22 protein-coding genes are annotated in these 16,749 nt (G+C 62.4%); 18 read left to right on the forward strand and 4 right to left on the reverse strand.

The features are described 5' to 3' along the window. Nucleotides 1–26: 26 nt before the first annotated feature. Together RMO95_RS00710 and RMO95_RS00715 are read right to left on the reverse strand one after the other, a co-directional pair. Nucleotides 27–260 carry a hypothetical protein gene (locus RMO95_RS00710; protein WP_310448661.1) on the reverse strand — a complete coding sequence of 78 codons (234 nt, stop codon included), beginning with the start codon at nt 258–260 and terminating at the stop codon, nt 27–29. Between the two features lie 94 nt (nt 261–354). Beyond that, nucleotides 355–489 carry a hypothetical protein gene (locus RMO95_RS00715; protein ID WP_310448662.1) on the reverse strand — a complete coding sequence of 45 codons (135 nt, stop codon included), beginning with the start codon at nt 487–489 and terminating at the stop codon, nt 355–357. A gap of 579 nt (nt 490–1,068) precedes the next feature. Between RMO95_RS00715 and RMO95_RS00720 the strand changes: the two genes are divergently transcribed. The 6 genes from RMO95_RS00720 (at nt 1,069) to RMO95_RS00745 (ending at nt 5,896) form a co-directional block, all read left to right on the forward strand. Next, the gene (locus RMO95_RS00720; RefSeq protein WP_310448663.1) at nt 1,069–1,254 is read left to right on the forward strand and encodes a CbtB domain-containing protein; all 186 of its coding nucleotides are present in this window, start codon (nt 1,069–1,071) and stop codon (nt 1,252–1,254) included. Nucleotides 1,255–1,261: 7 nt separating this feature from the next. Beyond that, entirely contained in the window at nt 1,262–2,143 is an 882-nt protein-coding gene (locus RMO95_RS00725) for a CbtA family protein (RefSeq protein WP_310448664.1), read from the forward strand. A gap of 277 nt (nt 2,144–2,420) precedes the next feature. Beyond that, on the forward strand, nt 2,421–2,861 hold the full coding sequence (gene cynS, locus RMO95_RS00730; protein WP_310448665.1) for a cyanase: 441 nt from the start codon (nt 2,421–2,423) through the stop codon (nt 2,859–2,861). An 88-nt stretch (nt 2,862–2,949) separates the two neighbouring features. After that, nucleotides 2,950–3,771, forward strand: coding sequence for a methyltransferase domain-containing protein (locus RMO95_RS00735; RefSeq protein ID WP_310448666.1), 822 nt, complete (start codon nt 2,950–2,952; stop codon nt 3,769–3,771). A 48-nt stretch (nt 3,772–3,819) separates the two neighbouring features. Next, nucleotides 3,820–4,968, forward strand: a complete 1,149-nt coding sequence (locus tag RMO95_RS00740; protein ID WP_310448667.1) for a hypothetical protein — start codon at nt 3,820–3,822, stop codon at nt 4,966–4,968. Between the two features lie 43 nt (nt 4,969–5,011). Then, nucleotides 5,012–5,896, forward strand: coding sequence for a PhzF family phenazine biosynthesis protein (locus tag RMO95_RS00745; protein ID WP_310448668.1), 885 nt, complete (start codon nt 5,012–5,014; stop codon nt 5,894–5,896). 73 nt (nt 5,897–5,969) lie between these two features. On the opposite strand, the gene cynR is transcribed toward RMO95_RS00745, so the two are convergent. Next, a complete protein-coding gene (gene cynR / locus RMO95_RS00750; RefSeq protein ID WP_310448669.1) occupies nt 5,970–6,971 on the reverse strand; it encodes a transcriptional regulator CynR in 1,002 nt (333 codons plus the stop codon). 274 nt (nt 6,972–7,245) lie between these two features. Between cynR and RMO95_RS00755 the strand changes: the two genes are divergently transcribed. The 12 genes from RMO95_RS00755 to RMO95_RS00810 all read left to right on the forward strand — a co-directional run bounded on the left by RMO95_RS00755 (nt 7,246) and on the right by RMO95_RS00810 (nt 16,081). Continuing rightward, the gene (locus tag RMO95_RS00755; RefSeq protein ID WP_310448670.1) at nt 7,246–7,686 is read left to right on the forward strand and encodes an SH3-like domain-containing protein; all 441 of its coding nucleotides are present in this window, start codon (nt 7,246–7,248) and stop codon (nt 7,684–7,686) included. Beyond that, nucleotides 7,670–8,032 (forward strand): SH3-like domain-containing protein, encoded by a 363-nt coding sequence (locus tag RMO95_RS00760; protein ID WP_310448671.1) that lies wholly within the window; start codon nt 7,670–7,672, stop codon nt 8,030–8,032. Before RMO95_RS00755 ends, RMO95_RS00760 begins: the two co-directional genes overlap by 17 nt. 40 nt (nt 8,033–8,072) lie before the next feature. Beyond that, nucleotides 8,073–8,795, forward strand: a complete 723-nt coding sequence (scnC, locus tag RMO95_RS00765) for a thiocyanate hydrolase subunit gamma (RefSeq protein ID WP_310448672.1) — start codon at nt 8,073–8,075, stop codon at nt 8,793–8,795. Nucleotides 8,796–8,804: 9 nt separating this feature from the next. Beyond that, nucleotides 8,805–9,248, forward strand: coding sequence for a hypothetical protein (locus tag RMO95_RS00770; RefSeq protein ID WP_310448673.1), 444 nt, complete (start codon nt 8,805–8,807; stop codon nt 9,246–9,248). A 220-nt stretch (nt 9,249–9,468) separates the two neighbouring features. Then, a complete protein-coding gene (locus RMO95_RS00775) occupies nt 9,469–10,392 on the forward strand; it encodes an ABC transporter ATP-binding protein (protein ID WP_310448674.1) in 924 nt (307 codons plus the stop codon). 167 nt (nt 10,393–10,559) lie between these two features. Next, nucleotides 10,560–11,897, forward strand: a complete 1,338-nt coding sequence (locus tag RMO95_RS00780) for an ABC transporter substrate-binding protein (RefSeq protein ID WP_310448675.1) — start codon at nt 10,560–10,562, stop codon at nt 11,895–11,897. 181 nt (nt 11,898–12,078) lie between these two features. Continuing rightward, complete coding sequence (locus tag RMO95_RS00785) at nt 12,079–12,924, forward strand: ABC transporter permease (RefSeq protein ID WP_310448676.1); 846 nt, start codon at nt 12,079–12,081, stop codon at nt 12,922–12,924. Nucleotides 12,925–12,975: 51 nt separating this feature from the next. Beyond that, on the forward strand, nt 12,976–13,767 hold the full coding sequence (locus RMO95_RS00790; protein ID WP_310448677.1) for an ABC transporter permease: 792 nt from the start codon (nt 12,976–12,978) through the stop codon (nt 13,765–13,767). Between the two features lie 69 nt (nt 13,768–13,836). Continuing rightward, entirely contained in the window at nt 13,837–14,226 is a 390-nt protein-coding gene (locus tag RMO95_RS00795; RefSeq protein WP_310448678.1) for a DsrE family protein, read from the forward strand. A gap of 41 nt (nt 14,227–14,267) precedes the next feature. Beyond that, nucleotides 14,268–14,498, forward strand: a complete 231-nt coding sequence (locus RMO95_RS00800) for a sulfurtransferase TusA family protein (protein ID WP_310448679.1) — start codon at nt 14,268–14,270, stop codon at nt 14,496–14,498. Nucleotides 14,499–14,509: 11 nt separating this feature from the next. Continuing rightward, a complete protein-coding gene (locus RMO95_RS00805) occupies nt 14,510–15,643 on the forward strand; it encodes an FAD/NAD(P)-binding oxidoreductase (RefSeq protein WP_310448680.1) in 1,134 nt (377 codons plus the stop codon). Between the two features lie 12 nt (nt 15,644–15,655). Further along, on the forward strand, nt 15,656–16,081 hold the full coding sequence (locus RMO95_RS00810; RefSeq protein WP_310448681.1) for a hypothetical protein: 426 nt from the start codon (nt 15,656–15,658) through the stop codon (nt 16,079–16,081). A 172-nt stretch (nt 16,082–16,253) separates the two neighbouring features. Here RMO95_RS00810 and RMO95_RS00815 read toward each other — a convergent pair whose 3' ends face one another. Then, nucleotides 16,254–16,721: a nuclear transport factor 2 family protein gene (locus tag RMO95_RS00815; protein ID WP_310448682.1), complete on the reverse strand. Its 468-nt coding sequence runs from the start codon at nt 16,719–16,721 to the stop codon at nt 16,254–16,256. Nucleotides 16,722–16,749: the final 28 nt, after the last annotated feature.

The raw sequence follows: 16,749 nt of genomic DNA on the forward strand, positions 1-16,749 counted from the left end.
GCGTGAATATCTATCCAACTTCAATATCAGCGTAGCCTAATCCTTTCGAGATTCAAGCGGCCGATTGTGAGGATTTGTGACAAGGCCCAGAACCAGCTTTCCACCTTGGCCCGCGTCGGCACGCCCCGGCGTGGACCACCCTGCCGTCGATCACCACTGCTCATCACGCCATGGATCATGATCTGCTGCAGGTCTTCGACCTTTTCCAGTTGGACCGCAGCGTCTTTGGCGGTCGACGTGCGGCAGGATGCCTGCAGCATTGCTGTACAGCGGCACGCCGAGCAGCACCGCAACAGGTAGCGACCACCACGGCGCACCCCTGCCCAGGATCGAGGCCATGAAATCCTGCGGCACCTAACCGTGGATGACGGCGCCGACGTAGCCGGCCGGCTGGCTGGCGTAGGCCGCGATCCACGTGACAAAGCCGAATCCCAGCCAAACCCAGGGTGGGCGGCGCGGACTGCGGCCGGCTTCAGTCAAGGCAGTCACGGTGTCCCTTTCTCTCGTTCAGGCCGCGCAACGCTCCGGGCGTCCGTTCATGACGTGCAGCCGTTTGAGATCCGCCTTGAATGCGGCGGCGCGCGGCATCGGCGACGGCGTCGAACATAAGCTGAGTATTCATATTTTCTAATATATGCCTATGCATAATATATGCGTCAAGGAACATTTGACGGTATTCCTTGATCGACGCCGGATTGGCCGGATGTGCAATGCGACACCGCTACGCGCGGAACCCAGCCATTGGGCCATCTGCCGGAGAAGTCGCGGCAAGCTTCCGGAACATAGCCAATTCCTATGGAAGGCATCGGAAAATAATCATGGACAGCCTTATTTGAAGCGCACACAATTTAATCATCAACTACCTGCAGGGTCTTCGATGCTTCAGGGATGCGGCTCGCAACCGCCGCAAAGCGCCTCGGGTCGTGGATGGCATAAGCAGTACTCGGAAGCGGGCTCAGGCCCGGACGTGTCATAACTGTTATCAACCGTCGTCCGGCTCGGTCGGGCGATTCGATCTCACGCAAGCAGGAAAGACTGCTGTCGCTTTAACCACGCCAAGGAGTCGTCATGCAACAAGCGCAAGTTCTAATCCACAACGCCACCGGCCGTCGCGCCATTTCCGCCGTCATGCAGATCGCCGCTGCCGCGGTGCTCGGTCTGGTGATGATCTACGCTGCCGGATTCGCGACCTCGGCGTCGGTGCATAACGCCGCCCACGACGGTCGTCATTCGCACTCCTTCCCCTGCCACTGAGCCGCCCATGCTGTTTCGACGTTTGGTGCTGTGCGCGCTGCTCGTCGGCGCATTGGCCGGCCTATTCCTGTCGGCGGTGCAACGCTGGCAGGTGGTGCCGCTGATCGCGGCGGCGGAACGCTTTGAAGCGACTGCCGCCGGGATGCCGGCGGTGGTGGCCGTTGCACCGCCACCGCACGGGGCACCCGGTCATGATCACGCGCTGCATCACGCCAGTTCGCCGACCTCCGCACATTCACACGCCGATGGAATCGCCACGGCCGCGCCAGCCGATGCTCATGGCGATCATGATCACGGCGCGGCCGAATGGTCGCCGGCCGCAGGTTTCGAGCGGACCGCCTTTACCGCCCTGGCGAATGTCCTGACCGCGTTCGGCTTCGGCTTGCTGGCGCTGGCGATGATGGCCGGCGTTCAGCGCTGGCGCGGCGCGGTTCGGCTGTCGCCGGTTCATGGGCTGCTCTGGGGCTTGGCCGGCTATCTGAGCTTCTATGTCGCCCCGGCCATGGGCTTGCCGCCCGAAATTCCCGGTGCGCAAGGTGCCGCACTGGCAGCACGTCAGGCCTGGTGGCTGCTCGCCGTGGGTGCTACGGCAGGCGGCCTGGCCTTGCTGGCGTTTGGCCGTGGTCCGTGGCGCTGGGTCGGTGTGCTGCTGCTCGCCGTGCCGCATCTGCTCGGTGCGCCGCATGCCGGCTTGCCGTTTGCCGAACACGCGCCGGCCGAAGCGGCACAGTTGACGGCCATCGCCCGGCAGTTCTTCGTCGCCACCGCGATTGCCAATGCCCTTTACTGGCTGGTATTGGGCAGCCTGTCCGCCTGGGCCTGCCGGCGCTGGATTGCCGGCCTCCTGCGGGAGCGCGCGACGGTGCCGAACGGTTTTCCCGCGCGTTGATGATCAGATCGTCACCGTGAGGGATCCCGGGGAAATTCGCAAGTCGACCGCCCTGCGGGAGCAAGGCAACCGTACCGGTTTTACCACCGGGGCGCGTTCCGCCACCGCGGCACGGGCGACGACGCTGGGGCTGCTGTCGGGCGCGGTCCCAGCCGAAGTCGATTGTCAGTTGCCTGACGGTTTGCCGCCCCCGGTTTCCCGGCACGGACCTGGGAAGGGGGGCCTTGATTCAGCCTCCGGCCCCATTCCGCCTTATTGAACACGAATGGACAAGACCATGAACAAAGACGAAATGAAGGATGCCCTGCTCGCGGCCAAGGACGCAAAGGGCCTGAAGTGGAGCGACATCGCCAAGGCCGCCGGCCTTGCCCCGGAGTATGTCTGCTCGGCATGCCTGGGCATGAACCACCTGGACAAGAAACCGGCCGATGCCGTGGCCAAGGTTCTCGGCCTGGGCAAGGAAGTTTCGGCCGCGCTGCAACGCTTTCCGAAAAAGACCTGGACCCAGGCGATCCCCACCGATCCCCTGATTTACCGCTGGTACGAGATCGTCGGCGTATACGGCGAAACCATCAAGGAAATCATCAACGAGAAGTTCGGCGACGGCATCATGAGCGCGATCGACTTCAGCATGGACATCCAGAAGCAGGCGGACCCGAAGGGCGACCGCGTGGTCGTCACGCTCAACGGCAAGTTCCTGCCTTACAAGGCCTGGTAAGCACCGCAGTGCCGGTGCGGTAAGCCTCAAGCTTGCCGGCATCCTGAGGCGCCAAGCCAGCAGTCGTATCGAAGCCAAAAGGTCAAGCATGGTTGCCCGTGATCCGCACCGATTTGTCAATGAACTCGACAAGGGGGCCATCGACCGCCTCATAGCGCGGCTGGAAAGTCGCGCCAAGGATGCGGTCTTCACCCGCCTGTTCGACAAATACGCGGCCCGGATCGATCCCGGTCCGGCGGGGCAGGTCCTCGAAGTCGGCTGCGGCACCGGGGCGATGACGCGAGCGCTGGCGCGCAGAACCGACTTTTCCGGCAAGGCGACCGGCGTCGATCAAAGCGCCCACTTCATCGACGCCGCGCGCCAATTCGCGCAGGACGAAAGTGTCGCGCAGCAGGTCGACTTTCTGGTCGGCGATGCCCACAGCCTGGATTTCCCCGATGGCACATTCGATGCCGTTTTCGCCCATACCCTGATCAGCCATGTCACCGATCCGGCGGCGGTGCTGCGCGAGATGGTGCGCATGCTGCGCCCCGGCGGCACCCTGGCGATTTTCGACGGCGACTACGCATCGATGACCTATGGCCATCCCGATCACGAACTGGGGCACCGGATGGATGCGGCGCTGGTAAGGGCCAGTTTCAACAATCCGCGGATCATGCGCGATCTGCCGCGGCTGATGCCCGGCTTCGGACTTACGCTGACGGCGGCATGGGGCGACGCCGTGGTCGAGGTCGGCAGCGGCAGCTACTTCAAGTCCTTCGTCGAGACCTATGCGTCCTATATCGCCAAGGCCGGCCTGGCGCCAGCGGACACGGTCGAAGCCTGGCTCGCCACACAGAGGCAGTCATTGGCAGACGGCACTTTTTTTGCAGCCTGCACTTACTACACCTATCTTGCGCAGCGCAGCTGAGAACCCTGTTCGTATCAAGCTGCGCGTGACCGATTCGCGGGAGGACTCATGACGAACGATTCACTGAATTCCGGTGACGAACTCCTTGAGCAGTGCCGTTTCTTTCACGACGCCATGCAAGACTGGCTGCGGGAGCCGGACATCACGGTGGCCTGCGGGCGCTGGTCCGAGGGCGCGATCAGCGAACTGATTCCCCTCGGTCACGGCCGCCTGCTCCCGCCCATCTACGAAGGCTGCTTCGCCGGTGTGCGCGAACTGCGCCTGGACAATGCCCCGCACCACCTGCATATCGATTTCGGCCGCGTGCACCGCATCCGCTACGTCGTGGCGCCCAGCGTCTGCTTCGAGTTCAAGCCCTCGTTCGAGGCGCGCCTTCTGGTGCTCGGCCCGGGCGGCGCAGCGGGCGACCACTGGGTGGTGTCGCTGATGCTGTCCTGCCCCTACGACAGGGGAGCGCTCAACTTCTCGCTGGTGCAGCGTTACCTCGATCTGGCCCGGCAGCATGCCCGGCAACGCCCCGAACTCGTGGAGTTCGAGGTGGAACCGGCGGTGCGCACGACAGCCGAAGGCCTGCAGCTGTTGCAGATGTTGCGCGCGAGTACCGGGCTGGCCGCAGGACAATGGCCCGAACTCATCCGCGCGCTGTGCCCGATTGCCGACCGGGGCGAACCCGCTCCCGCAGCGGAACCGCCGTGCATTCCGCTGCTGCAGAAGGCCCTGCAACTGCGCGAAGCATCGCTGGTGATTTATCGCGAGCGCACCCTGATCGAGTTCAAGACGGAGAAGCTCGACGGCCTGCATCGCTATGTCGAACAGGGCTATGTCTCGTGGCAGATCGGCGCTTTCGATGACCACCACTGCCACCTGTCGCTGGACACGGTGGTTCGGGTCCTGTTCTCGGCCGAGCCGGTGTCCTGCCAGGGCGGCGGAATCAATTACACGATCTGGTTCCTCAGCCCGGGACCCAGCGGCAACCCTTTCCGCCGCGACGGTTACTTTTCCGTCACGCTGAATCGCCCCTACACCGGCAATCAGCCGCGCCTGGAGGTGATCGGGCCGGTGCTCGATCTTTATCGGGAATTCCAGGATGCCGCCTGGGTGCAGGCGGAGCCGCTGTTTCTGGAGATTCTTGCGAACGGCGCCCCGCCGCGCCACCCGGTTGCGAATGCGCGCGAGGTCGAGACTCTTGCGGGCTGATGCGATCGCGACACGCCCCTGACGGAAGCAAGCCCGCAGCTCGATGAAGCCGCGTTTTTTCATCGTCGACGTCTTCGCCGAGCGTCCCTATGCGGGGAACCCGCTCGCGGTGGTGCTTGGCGGCGATCGCCTCACCGACGAGACCATGCAGCAGATCGCGGCGGAGACCAACTACTCCGAGACCACCTTCGTGCGCTCTGCCCCCGAGCCAGACGGCGGCTATCGGGTAAGGATCTTCACCCCGGCGCGGGAGATCGCCTTCGCCGGACACCCGATCCTGGGCACGGCCTGGGTAATACGCCATCACCTTGCGCCGGAGCCTGCCGGCGACATACAGCTCAAGCTTGCCGTAGGGCCGGTGCCGGTCACTTTCGAATCCACCGCGGCTGACGGCGAAGTCGCGTGGTTTCTTGCGCCGCCCGTGACTGCGGGGCCGACCTGTGCCCGGGAACGCATCGCGGCGGCGCTGGGCCTGGCGCCGGATGACATCGAGACCCGGGCGCCGGTTCAGCAGTTCGCGGCCGGCACCTCGGCCATGATCGTGCCCTTGCGCAGCCTTGACGCCTTGCGGCGCAGCCGGCTCGACCTCGCGACTTACGCTGATCTGGCGGGCGAAGGATTCCCGCCGCTGACCTACCTTTTCTGCACTGAGACCCGGGAACCGGGCAATCACCTCAGCGCCAGGTTCTTCTTCGAGGCCCACGGGGTGCGCGAGGATCCGGCCACCGGAAACGGCGCGGCCTTTCTCGGCGCCTACCTGCTGCAGCACAAGTTCTTTGCCGCGGCCGAACTGTCCTTGCGGATCGAGCAGGGCCACGAGGTACGCCGGCCTTCAGTGGTCAGATTGCGCGCGCGAATGGCCGGCAGCAGCCGCGAAATTCATGTCGGCGGCAAGGTAATCGCGACCGTCAGCGGCGAGCTGCTTTAAGAGCCTGTATCAGCGGGGAGCCGCAGACGATGCCGAATGTCCGTTTCACCAGGGCTGTCGCGGACGCGACAGCCTAAAGTTCATCGGTAACAAAGCTCGTCTTTTCCCGCGCGCACACCTCCGGCCGCGGACAGGGCCGCGCGTCCGGCTTCAGCGTGACGGGACAGCGGCCAAAATTCCACTCCGATGCCAGGACGCCAAAAGCCCGGCAGGCCGGACTCTTGTAGGCACCCCTGGAACAGATCAGGGCGATCGTGTGGTTGGGCAGTTCCGGCAGCATTGGAACGGCATACAGCCCGGAGTGGGTGCAGGCGATGGTGGTCGGCAGCACGGTCACCAGCCGGCCCAGGCCGACGGATTGCACGATCATGCTCAATGAGTTGGTCTCGATCACGATGTGCGGCGTGATGCCCTGTTCCAGGCAGTACAAGTCGAAGTGGCGCCGCAGCGCGAAATTCGGGCTGAGCAGCACCAGCGCCTCCTTCTCCAGGACAGCGGCGGTCACCGGCATCTGCTGTCCGCACAAAGGATGGCTTTCGCCGACGGCAAGGCTCAGCGGCTCCTTGAACATCGTGTGCATCTCGATCTTGCCCGACCAGATCTCGGTCGCCGGAGTATGAGTAAACGCGATGCCGACGTCGATGCTGTTTTCGGCCACGCCAGACTCGATCTGATCCTGGGACATTTCCATGGCGCTCACCGTGATGCCGGGATAACGCGCGCTGAAGTCATCCAGCAGGGAAGTGGTCAGGTACTCGGTGATGGGGGTCATGCCGACACGCAGAAAGCCGCGACTCAGGTCCTCGACCTCGCTGACCGCCCGTATTCCCGCATCGAGCTCCTCCAGGGCGCGGCGCGCATGCGTCAAATAGACCTGGCCTGCGTCAGTCAGTTGTATTGACCGTCCCGAGCGGTCCAGCAGCAGTACGCCCAGCGCTTCCTCCAGCTGCTTGATCTGTTGCGACAGCGTCGGTTGCGAGACATACAGTGCTTCCGCCGCCCGGGTAAAGCTTTGATGTTCGGCGACCGCGAGCAGGTAGCGGATTGAACGAGGAAACATGAGCTTCGATTGCATAGTCAATTCCTATGGAACGAATCGGAAAATAGTCATGGACAGGCCTATTTGAAGCGCACACAATTTAACCATCAACTACTTGCGGGGTTCTCGGGGAAACGCACGAGACCGGTAATTGTACGAGATTGCCTCGAGTCGTTGATCGCTGTCCGGAAGGCGCGGAATTGCAGTCGGCGATGCTTGAGAAATCTGCGGCATATGCATCCGTAAAGGTTCTTTCGCTTTTGTGCGCGTGGACCTGCAGCAAGACAACAATTTAAGGAGAAGTCCAGCTATGTCATCGACTACCAGAGAAGAGATATTGCGGCATCTGACCGCGGTCGCCGAGTTGCAGCCGCCGGTACAGAAGACAGGCAAGGCGCCATATCCCACCGAAATTACGCACGAATTGTTCAGGGCCTATACCAGATCGCCCCATGACGTCGGGGGCGAGCACGATATCCCGTGCGATTGGAGCGAGGAGGAACATGAGGCATGGGGAAGCAGGGCCTACGTCACCACCGAGTGCCTGGCCTGGCGCGGTGTCTGGTGTGCCGAGGAAAGGCGTCGCATGCAGAATGTCGACGTGGGTACGACTCAGTACCTGGGCCTGCCCTACTACGGGCGGTGGCTGCTGTCCGCGGCACGAGTCCTGGTTGACGGGCATCACGTCACCCTGACCGAACTGATCAACAAAATTGACGAGGTGAAAAAGCGCCATGAGCCAGCACGATAGAACCCATCACGCCAAGATCGCGACCGGCAAGGGCGATCCCCAATGCTTCATTGGCACAGCCGGTCCCGCCAAGTTCAAGGTTGGCGACCGTGTGCGCATCAAGAACCTGCCCGACATTTTCTATACCCGTTGCCAGGTGTACTCGCGCGGCGCTGTCGGTGAAGTCGCAGTCGTCACCCATGAGAGTCCGGCGCCGGAGGACGAAGCCTGGGGCCACGTCGACCATTCCGAATGGTTCTACATCGTGCGCTTCAAGCAGAAGGATCTGTGGCCGGAGTATCCCGACGATTTTCCCAACGACACGCTGCAGACCGAGTTTTCGGAACGCTGGCTGGAGTCCGTGTAAGCGGACCGACAAATCGTACAGAACAGAAAGGTAAGAGCAAATGTCAAACGACCACGATCACGATCACGGGCACGGGCACGGTCATAAGCCACCGGCGCCGATGGTCGAGGAAATCAGCGACTTCGAGGCACTCGAAATAGCCGTTCGCGAACTCTCCATCGAGAAAGGCCTTTTCACCGCGGAAGACCATCGCCGCTTCACCGAGTTTGCCGAGCACATCGGACCGACACCGGCCGCGCGCATGGTTGCCAAGGCCTGGCTGGATCCCGAGTACAAGAAGCAATGCCTGACCGACGGCATCAAGGCGAGCCTGGCGGTAGGCGTCGACTGGCTGAACCCGACGGGTTTCGGCACGCCGAGCGACTATACCGACCTGCGCGTCCTCGAGGACACGCCGACCAGGCACCATGTGGTGGTGTGCACCCTGTGTTCCTGCTATCCGCGCCCCATCCTCGGCTTCCAGCCGGAGTGGTATCGCACCCCGAACTATCGTCGCCGTCTGGTCCGCTGGCCGCGCCAGGTGCTCGCCGAATTCGGCCTGCAGCTCCCATCGGAAGTGGAAATCCGCGTCGAAGACTCGAACCAGAAATGCCGCTTCATCGTGATGCCGGTGCGGCCCGCCGGTACCGACGGCTGGACCGAGGACCAACTCACCGAAATCGTGACGCGGGATTGCCTGATCGGCGTTGCGCTGCCGAAGCCGGGCAAGACGTCCAACATCAAACTGCCTGTGCACAAAGCGGTCAACCCCGCGCATCACTAGGAGTACGCCATGACTGAATCAGTCAAGCCGGAAGCGGCGAAGACGGAATGGACGCCGGTTTCCCTGCTGGAGGACATCAAGGAGAACGGCCGGGTGTGGGAGGATCTCGCGAATCAGTATGGCGTGACCAACCCCGACCCGCCATGGAAAACCAGTCTGGACGGCATGTGCGAGGCGCTGGGCACTACTTCCTGTTCTCCGGCGATGGCGGTCGAGAAGCGCTGGCTGGACGGCAGCATCGACCGCAAGGACGTCGGTGGCGCTGTTCCGCTGCCTTTGCTCGAGCGGCGCTGGGAAGAGGATGAATTGTCCGAGACCCTGTATCAGGACGTGCCCTTTCCCGAGCGGCAGCTTCTGGCCCTGACTCATTCCCTGATCAAGCGCGGCCTGGTGAGCGAAGAGGATCTCGCGCGGCGAATGAAGCAGGTCCATGAACGGCTCACAGCCGAGTAAATCCGGAACGACCGCTGATTGACACCGCGCGATGCGACAGACCGGGAGATTGACAGCAATCACCGGTTCGTCGTCCTCGCAACATGGAAATGATATCTTGATCGGCAAACAAAACCGGCCGCGCGTACGGTCATGCGCAGGGCGTGCGGTCACGCGCAAGAGTAGTGTCGTGACCCTTGCCCGGAATTCTTGTCGAAACTTGTTTACGGAGAAGTGATCGGTGGCGATTCGCGGTGTAAACATCAACATCCAGGGCCTGGGCTACCGCTACAGTTCGCGCGGCAAGCCGACTTTCAGCAACCTCATGCTGGAGTCGAAACGCGGCGAAGCGCTGGCCATCATCGGCCGCTCCGGCTGCGGCAAGTCGACGCTGCTGCACATCATCGCCGGACTGAACCGGCCCACCGAAGGCACGATGCACTTCGACGACAAGAAGATCGAAGGTCCGTCGTCGCGCTGGGTCATGATGTTCCAGGCGCCGCATCTTTTTCCCTGGATGAAGGTTTCCCAGAATGTCGGCGTCGGCCTGGGCTTCGCCGGCTGGCCCGAAAAGGAAAAGCGCGAGCGGGTGGATGAGGCGCTGCGCCTGGTCGAGTTGCAGGACTACGCCGACACCAATGTTCAGGACCTCTCCGGCGGGCAGCAGCAGCGCGTCGCCCTTGCCCGGTCGCTGGTCATGGAGCCCGAACTGCTGTTGCTGGACGAACCCTTTTCCGCGCTGGATGCCTTCACCCGCGCATCCTTGCAGCGCGATGTCCGCTCCATCGCCAAGCGCCTCGGCTTCAACCTGATCATCGTCACCCACGACATCGACGAGGCGGTTCTGATGGCCGATCGCGCGCTGATCATGGCCGGCGCTCCCGGCAAGATCGTCCACGAATTCGAAGTTCCGCTCGACGATCCCCGGCAACGCCAGGATCCGGCGGTTCAGGCCATGCGCGCGCGGCTGATGGACGCCTTCCACAGCGCGGCGCAAGTAGCCGGGGCTCCGGCCGGAGAAGGCGCGGATAGTGAAGATGCCGGCGAGGGCATCGTCTGTCCGGGCCCTGTAGGCGAGCGCCCCGCTGAATGTCCCGCGCCCACGGCCAAAGTCTGCCCGATCGGACCGACCGGGCAGCGGCCGGAAGACTGTCCCGCGCGCTAGGGACCCGTAATGCACGGAGCATTGGATGATCGATGACGAAGCCTGTCTCGAGCCGGTTGCCCTGGCAGCGCGCTTGCCACGGCGCATCAGTACTCTGACATTGTTTTACAAAATGCCTGACCGAGCCTAGATCAGGACAACACCACCGCCACAGGAGGACACCGAGCATGTGCATACTTTGCGATCTTAAAATCGTTGGGAATCACCACCCGTCCGAAACGCCGCACCTCGATTACAAGAAACACGGCGATGGAATCGAAGATCACGGGCTTGCGATCGAATACGACCCGCTGTTCAGCAGCGTCCTCGGTACCGGCGTCAATCGCCGCGAGTTGCTCAAGTGGGGTGGCCTCGGTGCCTTGAGCAGCCTGATGCCGACATCCGCCACCTTCGCCCAGGAAAAGAAATGGGATCCGACGGTCCGCATCGGCTACCTGCCGATCACCGATGCGTCGGCGCTGCTGGTCGCCCATGAAATGGGTTTCTTCAAGAAAGAAGGGATCGACTCCGCGCCGCCGACGCTGATCCGCGGTTGGTCGCCGCTGGTCGAAGCATTTTCGTCGCACAAGCTCAACCTTGCGCACCTGCTGATTCCGGTGCCGATCTGGATGCGCTACAACAACAAGTTCCCGATCAAGATCACGGCCTGGAACCATACCAATGGCTCGGGCATCGTCGTCGGCAAGGACTCCGGCATCAACTCGCCCAAGGACTTCGGCGGCAAGCAGTTCGCCGTGCCCTTCTGGTATTCGATCCACAACATCATTTCGCAGAAGATCATGAAGGACGCCGGGATTACGCCTGTGATTCGTCCGCAGGACGCCAAACTGGCGCCCAACGAGTGCAACTTCATCGTTTTGAACCCGCCCGACATGCCGCCCGCACTGGCGGCCAAGTCGATCGACGGCTATTGCGTGGCCGAGCCCTTCAATGCCCTCGGCGAAGTTCGCGCCGGCGCCAAGATGCTGCGCATGACCGGTGACGTCTGGAAGGGCCATCCCTGCTGCGTCGTCGTGATGCACGAAGCCGATACCATGGATCCGGCTCGCGCTGCCTGGGCGCAGGGTGTGCACAACGCCATCGTCGCCGCGCAGATCCATCTGGTCGAGCACCGCGAAGCGATGGCCGAGATGCTGTCCAAGGACGGCAAGGGCTACCTGCCCTTCCCGAAGGAAGTGGTCAAGCGCGCCATGATGCTCTACGACATCCCCTATCCCGGCAACGCGGCCGCGATCAGGCACAAGGACTGGGGCATGGAACGCATCAACTTCCAGGGTTGGCCGTACCGCTCCGCTACCGAGCTTGTCGTCAACGACATGAAGAAGACCGTCATCACCGGCGATTCGGCCTTCCTCGAAAAGCTCGATGCGAAGTTCGTCGCCAACGACCTGGTCAATTACAGCTTCATCAAGAAGGCGCTCGACGCCAATCCGAAGTGGAAGAACGACCATAGCGTGCCGAAGACCGGCGATCCCTTCGTCCGCACGGAAGTCGTCGATCTATGAGCGCGCCGCACGGCCGCCCGAAGGCGCGCCAACCACAACCCGGAACCGCGCAGCGGAGAACCCCCGTCACCCCCTCGCTTGGCGAGGGGGGCGAAGGCGGGGTTTCGCGGAGCACTGCTCCGCGCCGCCGCAGCCGGCCGGCAATGCAGTGCCGGCCGTGGAACGGGGGGAGTGTAGTCCTATGAGCAATCACGCCGCATCCGGCGGAGCCGCTGCGGCTGCCGGTTTGACTGGCACCCGGACCTCCCGCGCCGCCGAGGCGGCGGGGCGGGGGGTGGTGAATTTTTCCCTGGGCCTGCTTATCCTTGCCGCATTCTGGTGGTTGGGTGGTTACCTGATCGCCATGAACCCGAAGACCCAGAGTTTTGCAGGCTTCGGCCTGGTCCAGACGCTCCAGAGCTTTCCCGAATTGTGGAACCTGGGCAAGCTGCAAAAGGCGATTGCCGCCAGCATGTATCGCCTCGGCGGCGGGCTCGTCATCGCGATAATTATCGGCGTGCCGATCGGCATCATCATGGGTCGCAGCAAGCGCTTCCGCGACCTGAGCAATTCGGCATTCCAGTTCCTGCGCATGATCAGCCCGCTATCGTGGATGCCGATCGCCGTATTCGTATTCAAGGCCTGGGACGATTCGATCATTTTCCTGATCGCCATCGCCTCGGTCTGGCCGGTGATGTTTTCCACCGCAGCCGGGCTGTCCAAAGTCGATCCGGCCTGGTTCAAGGTGGCGCGCAACCTGGGCGCCACAACAATACAAATGCTGACCCGAATCATCCTGCCGGCGATCAGTTTCGACATTTTCACCGGCATCCGCCTCGCTCTCGGCGTGGCCTGGGTCGTGCTGGTCCCGGCCGAACTGCTGGGCGTGACCTCCGGTCTCGGCTACGCCATCAAGGACGCACGGGAGACCTTGTCCTATGACCACCTGACGGCCATGGTGCTCACCATTGGCGTCATCGGTTATTCACTCGACACCATTTGCGCACTGCTGATCAAGCGCTTCAGCTGGCATCGCGGGGATGCTTGAACGATGAGTCAGAACACCGCAATTGCCGGGGGAAACGCAGCGACGGCCGCTGTGAGACAGTCGCGATCCTCCGCCGCTTTCAACGGCACCGTATATTGGGCGTGGAATTTCTTTGGCGGCCTCGCCGTCCTGTTTGCCCTGTGGTGGCTGGCCATCTACGTGACCACCCTGAACCCGGCGATGTCGCACTTCGCCAGCTTCGGTCCCGGCTCGGCTTTCAAGGAAATCGGGCACCTCTGGAGCAACGGCCTGATCCCCAAGGCCCTGCAGACCAGCGGTGCTCGCCTGGGTGCCGGCCTGGCCATTGCCATAGCGATCGGCGTGCCGATCGGCATCCTGATCGGCCGCAGCAGGCGTTTTCGCGAACTGAGCAACTCACCTTTCCAGTTGATGCGCATGATCAGCCCGCTCTCCTGGGAGCCGATCGCCGTCATTGTGTTTGCAGGTTGGGATCAGGCAATCGTCTTCCTGATTGCCATCGCGGCGGTCTGGCCGGTGATGTTCTCCACCGCAGCAGGCTTGTCCAAGGTCGATCCGGCCTGGTTCAAGGTGGCCCGCAATCTGGGTGCAAAGCCCTGGCATGTCGTGACGCAGATCATCATTCCGGCTATCGCCTTTGACGTCCTTACCGGCATCCGGCTCGCGTTGGGCGTGAGCTGGATCGTGCTGGTACCGGCCGAGTTTCTCGGTGTGACTTCCGGTTTCGGCTACACGATCGAAGATGCGCGCGAATCACTGGAGTACGAGAAGCTCATGGCCATGCTGCTGGTCATCGGAGCCTTCGGCTATCTTCTCGACACCGCCTGCCTGGCGCTGATCAAACGCTACAGCTGGCATAAATAACAGGCGCGGTCGGCCAGAAGCAATCCCGCATAGCAAAGGCTTTGCGGCCATAACGGAGACGAAAGCTCAATGTCAAGGAAGATACACATAGTTTGCGTTTCGGGCACGCGCGAGAAGCTGCAGATGGCCGCGATGATCGCTTCGGTGGCGGCAGCGTCGGGCGACGAGGTTTCGGTCTTCTTTTCGATGAATGCGATGCAGTATTTCGTCACGGGAAGCAGCGCGGAACCGCCGGCGGAAGGCGAGTTCGGCACGCTGCTGCAGGGCAAGGGCGTACCGCCCTTCAGGCAATTGTTCGGGATGGCGGCCGAACTGGGCGATGCCACACTGCTACCGTGCTCGATGGCGCTGGACCTGCTGAAAATCACCAAGGACGACCTCGACCCCGCGTTCGGCCCGCCGACCGGCTTGACCCGCTTCCTGAGCGACGCCGACGGCGCGCAATTGCTCACGTTCTAAGCGGCGGAGCCGACCCAGAAAACCAGAAGGAGTGAAGCAAAATGAGTGAAACCAAGGTAATCGATGCGCGCGATACGTTCTGCCCCGGACCGCTGATGGAACTGATTTCCCACATCAAGCATGTCGGTGTCGGCGATGTGATCGAGTTGCTGTCGACCGATCAGGGCTCGGCGGCCGATATCCCCGAGTGGGTGAAGAAGGTCGGGCACGAGATCGTCGGCAGCGAGCAGATCGGCAATGTCTGGCACATCAAGGTCCGCAAGGCCAAATAGAGGAGAATGCAATGAGAATCCTAGTCGTGGGTGGCGGCACTGCCGGCACCATCGTCGCCAACAACCTCTCGCGCCGGCTCACGGGCGAAATACGCGCCGGCAAGGTGCGAATCACGATGCTGTCGGCCTCCGATCGGCACATGTATCAACCCGGACTGCTCTACGTCGCGTTCGGGCAAATGACGCCGGATCAGCTCTATCGCGACCAGGCCAGCCTGCTCGAACCGACCATCGAATTTCATGTCGACCCGGTCAAGCAATTCCTGCTCGACAAAAAGCAGGTCAAGACCGAAAGCGGCAAGACGCACGAGTATGACATCCTGGTGATTGCCACCGGATCGCGCATGGTGCCCGAGGAGACTCCCGGCATGACCGAGGGCGCCGAGTTCTTCTATACCGAGGCGTCCGCCGTCAAGATGTACAAGAAGCTCAGGGAATTCAAGGGCGGCAGGGTCATGGTTGCGGTCGGCGTGCCGCACAAGTGCCCGATCGCCCCGGTCGAGGTCATGTTCTCGCTGGACGATTTTTTCAAGGCGCGCGGCATACGTGACAAGGTCCAGCTCAAGTACCACTACCCGATCGGTCGCCTGCATACCATCGAGAACGTCGCCAAGTGGGCCAAGCCCGAGTTCGAGCGCATCGGCGTCGACACCGAGACGCTGTTCAACATCAAGGAGATCGACGCCAAGAACAAGATCATGAAGAGCGAGGAAGGCACCGAGGTCGAATATGACCTGCTGATCGTCATTCCGGCGCACCGCGGCATGGAAGTGATCGAACGGGACAATCTTGGATCAGGCGGCTGGATCCCGACCGACCGCTACAGCCTCAAGATGAACGGCCACGACGACGTCTACGTGGTGGGCGACACCACCAACCTGCCGGTCAGCAAGACCGGGTCCGCCGCGCATTTCCAGGCGGAAGCCATCTGCGAGAACATCGCCTCGATCATCAAGATCGGCGAGCCGGTGCGGGATTACGACGGCAAGGTGTACTGCTTCATCGAAGCCGGGCATGAGAAGGCGACCTACGCGATGTTCAACTACCTGAACCCGCCCGACCTGAAGCCGCCATCCAAACCCATGCACTGGTTCAAGATTTCATACAACCACATGTACTGGACCAGCGTCCGCGGCTTACTCTGAAGAGATCACACCATGACTACCCAGACACCCACAGCTTCCGCCTCGCCCTTCAACGACAACGACCTGCAGCGGCTCGTCGAGTTTGCGCAGCTCGTCACGTCGGTCCAGGACGCGATGTCGGACGACATGGTCAACCGGCTGGCGTCGACCATGTCCGAAGGTATTTCATTGCTCGACCGCCTGACCCGCAACGACGGCTTGACACACCTGCTGCGGGAAATCGATCGGCCGGAGAACCAACGCTTCATCATCTGCATGTCGAATGCTTTCACCCAGGCAAGCCGCGAACTGGCGACTGCCCCTCCCCTGGGTGGCGGACTCGGCGGCTTGCTGAAACTGATCAGCGATCCCGGCGTCCAGGAAGGACTGCGCCTGCTCGCATTCGTCGGTGCACGCATGAGCAACAGCCTGCGCGAGGTGCACCGGCACGGCCTGTAGTTAGCCAAAGGAAAAGCACAGGGCGTCCCGGCCTCGGGACGCCCTGTGTCTTTTGCGGGTACGATCGCGCCTGAAGCCGGGACAAAAGTTGGCGCTGGCGCTACGGCGCCTGCGTCACCCCCTCCCGCAGGCGCCGATCAGCGCGGTTTGAATCCGGCCCCGCCTGTCGGTCCTAAAGTCCCAGATCGCTCAAGCCCGGATGATCGTCCGGCCGCCGGCCCAGGGGCCAGAAGAATTTCCGTTCGGACTCCTTGATCGGCAGATCGTTGATGCTGGCAAAGCGCCGCATCATGAAGCCCTGCTCGTTGAACTCCCAGTTCTCGTTGCCGTAGGCACGGTACCAGTTGCCGGAGTCGTCGTGGCATTCATAGGCGAAACGCACACCGATGCGATTGCCGGCGCAGGCCCAGAGTTCCTTGATCAGGCGATAGTCGAGTTCCTTCGCCCATTTGCGCACCAGGAACTGGCGCACCGCTTCGCGCCCGACGGGGAATTCGGAGCGGTTGCGCCAGCGGGTGTCCTCGGTGTAGACCAGCACGACACGATCCGGGTCGCGGGTATTCCAGGCATCCTCGGCCATGCGCACCTTCTGCGCGGCGCTTTCCGGCGTGAACGGCGGCACGGGGGGTTTGCTTTCCATGATCGGCTCCTCGCAGATATTCGGGTAG

Origin of the sequence: Sulfuritalea sp. (genome assembly GCF_031426875.1) — a bacterium.
GTDB lineage: Bacteria > Pseudomonadota > Gammaproteobacteria > Burkholderiales > Rhodocyclaceae > Sulfuritalea.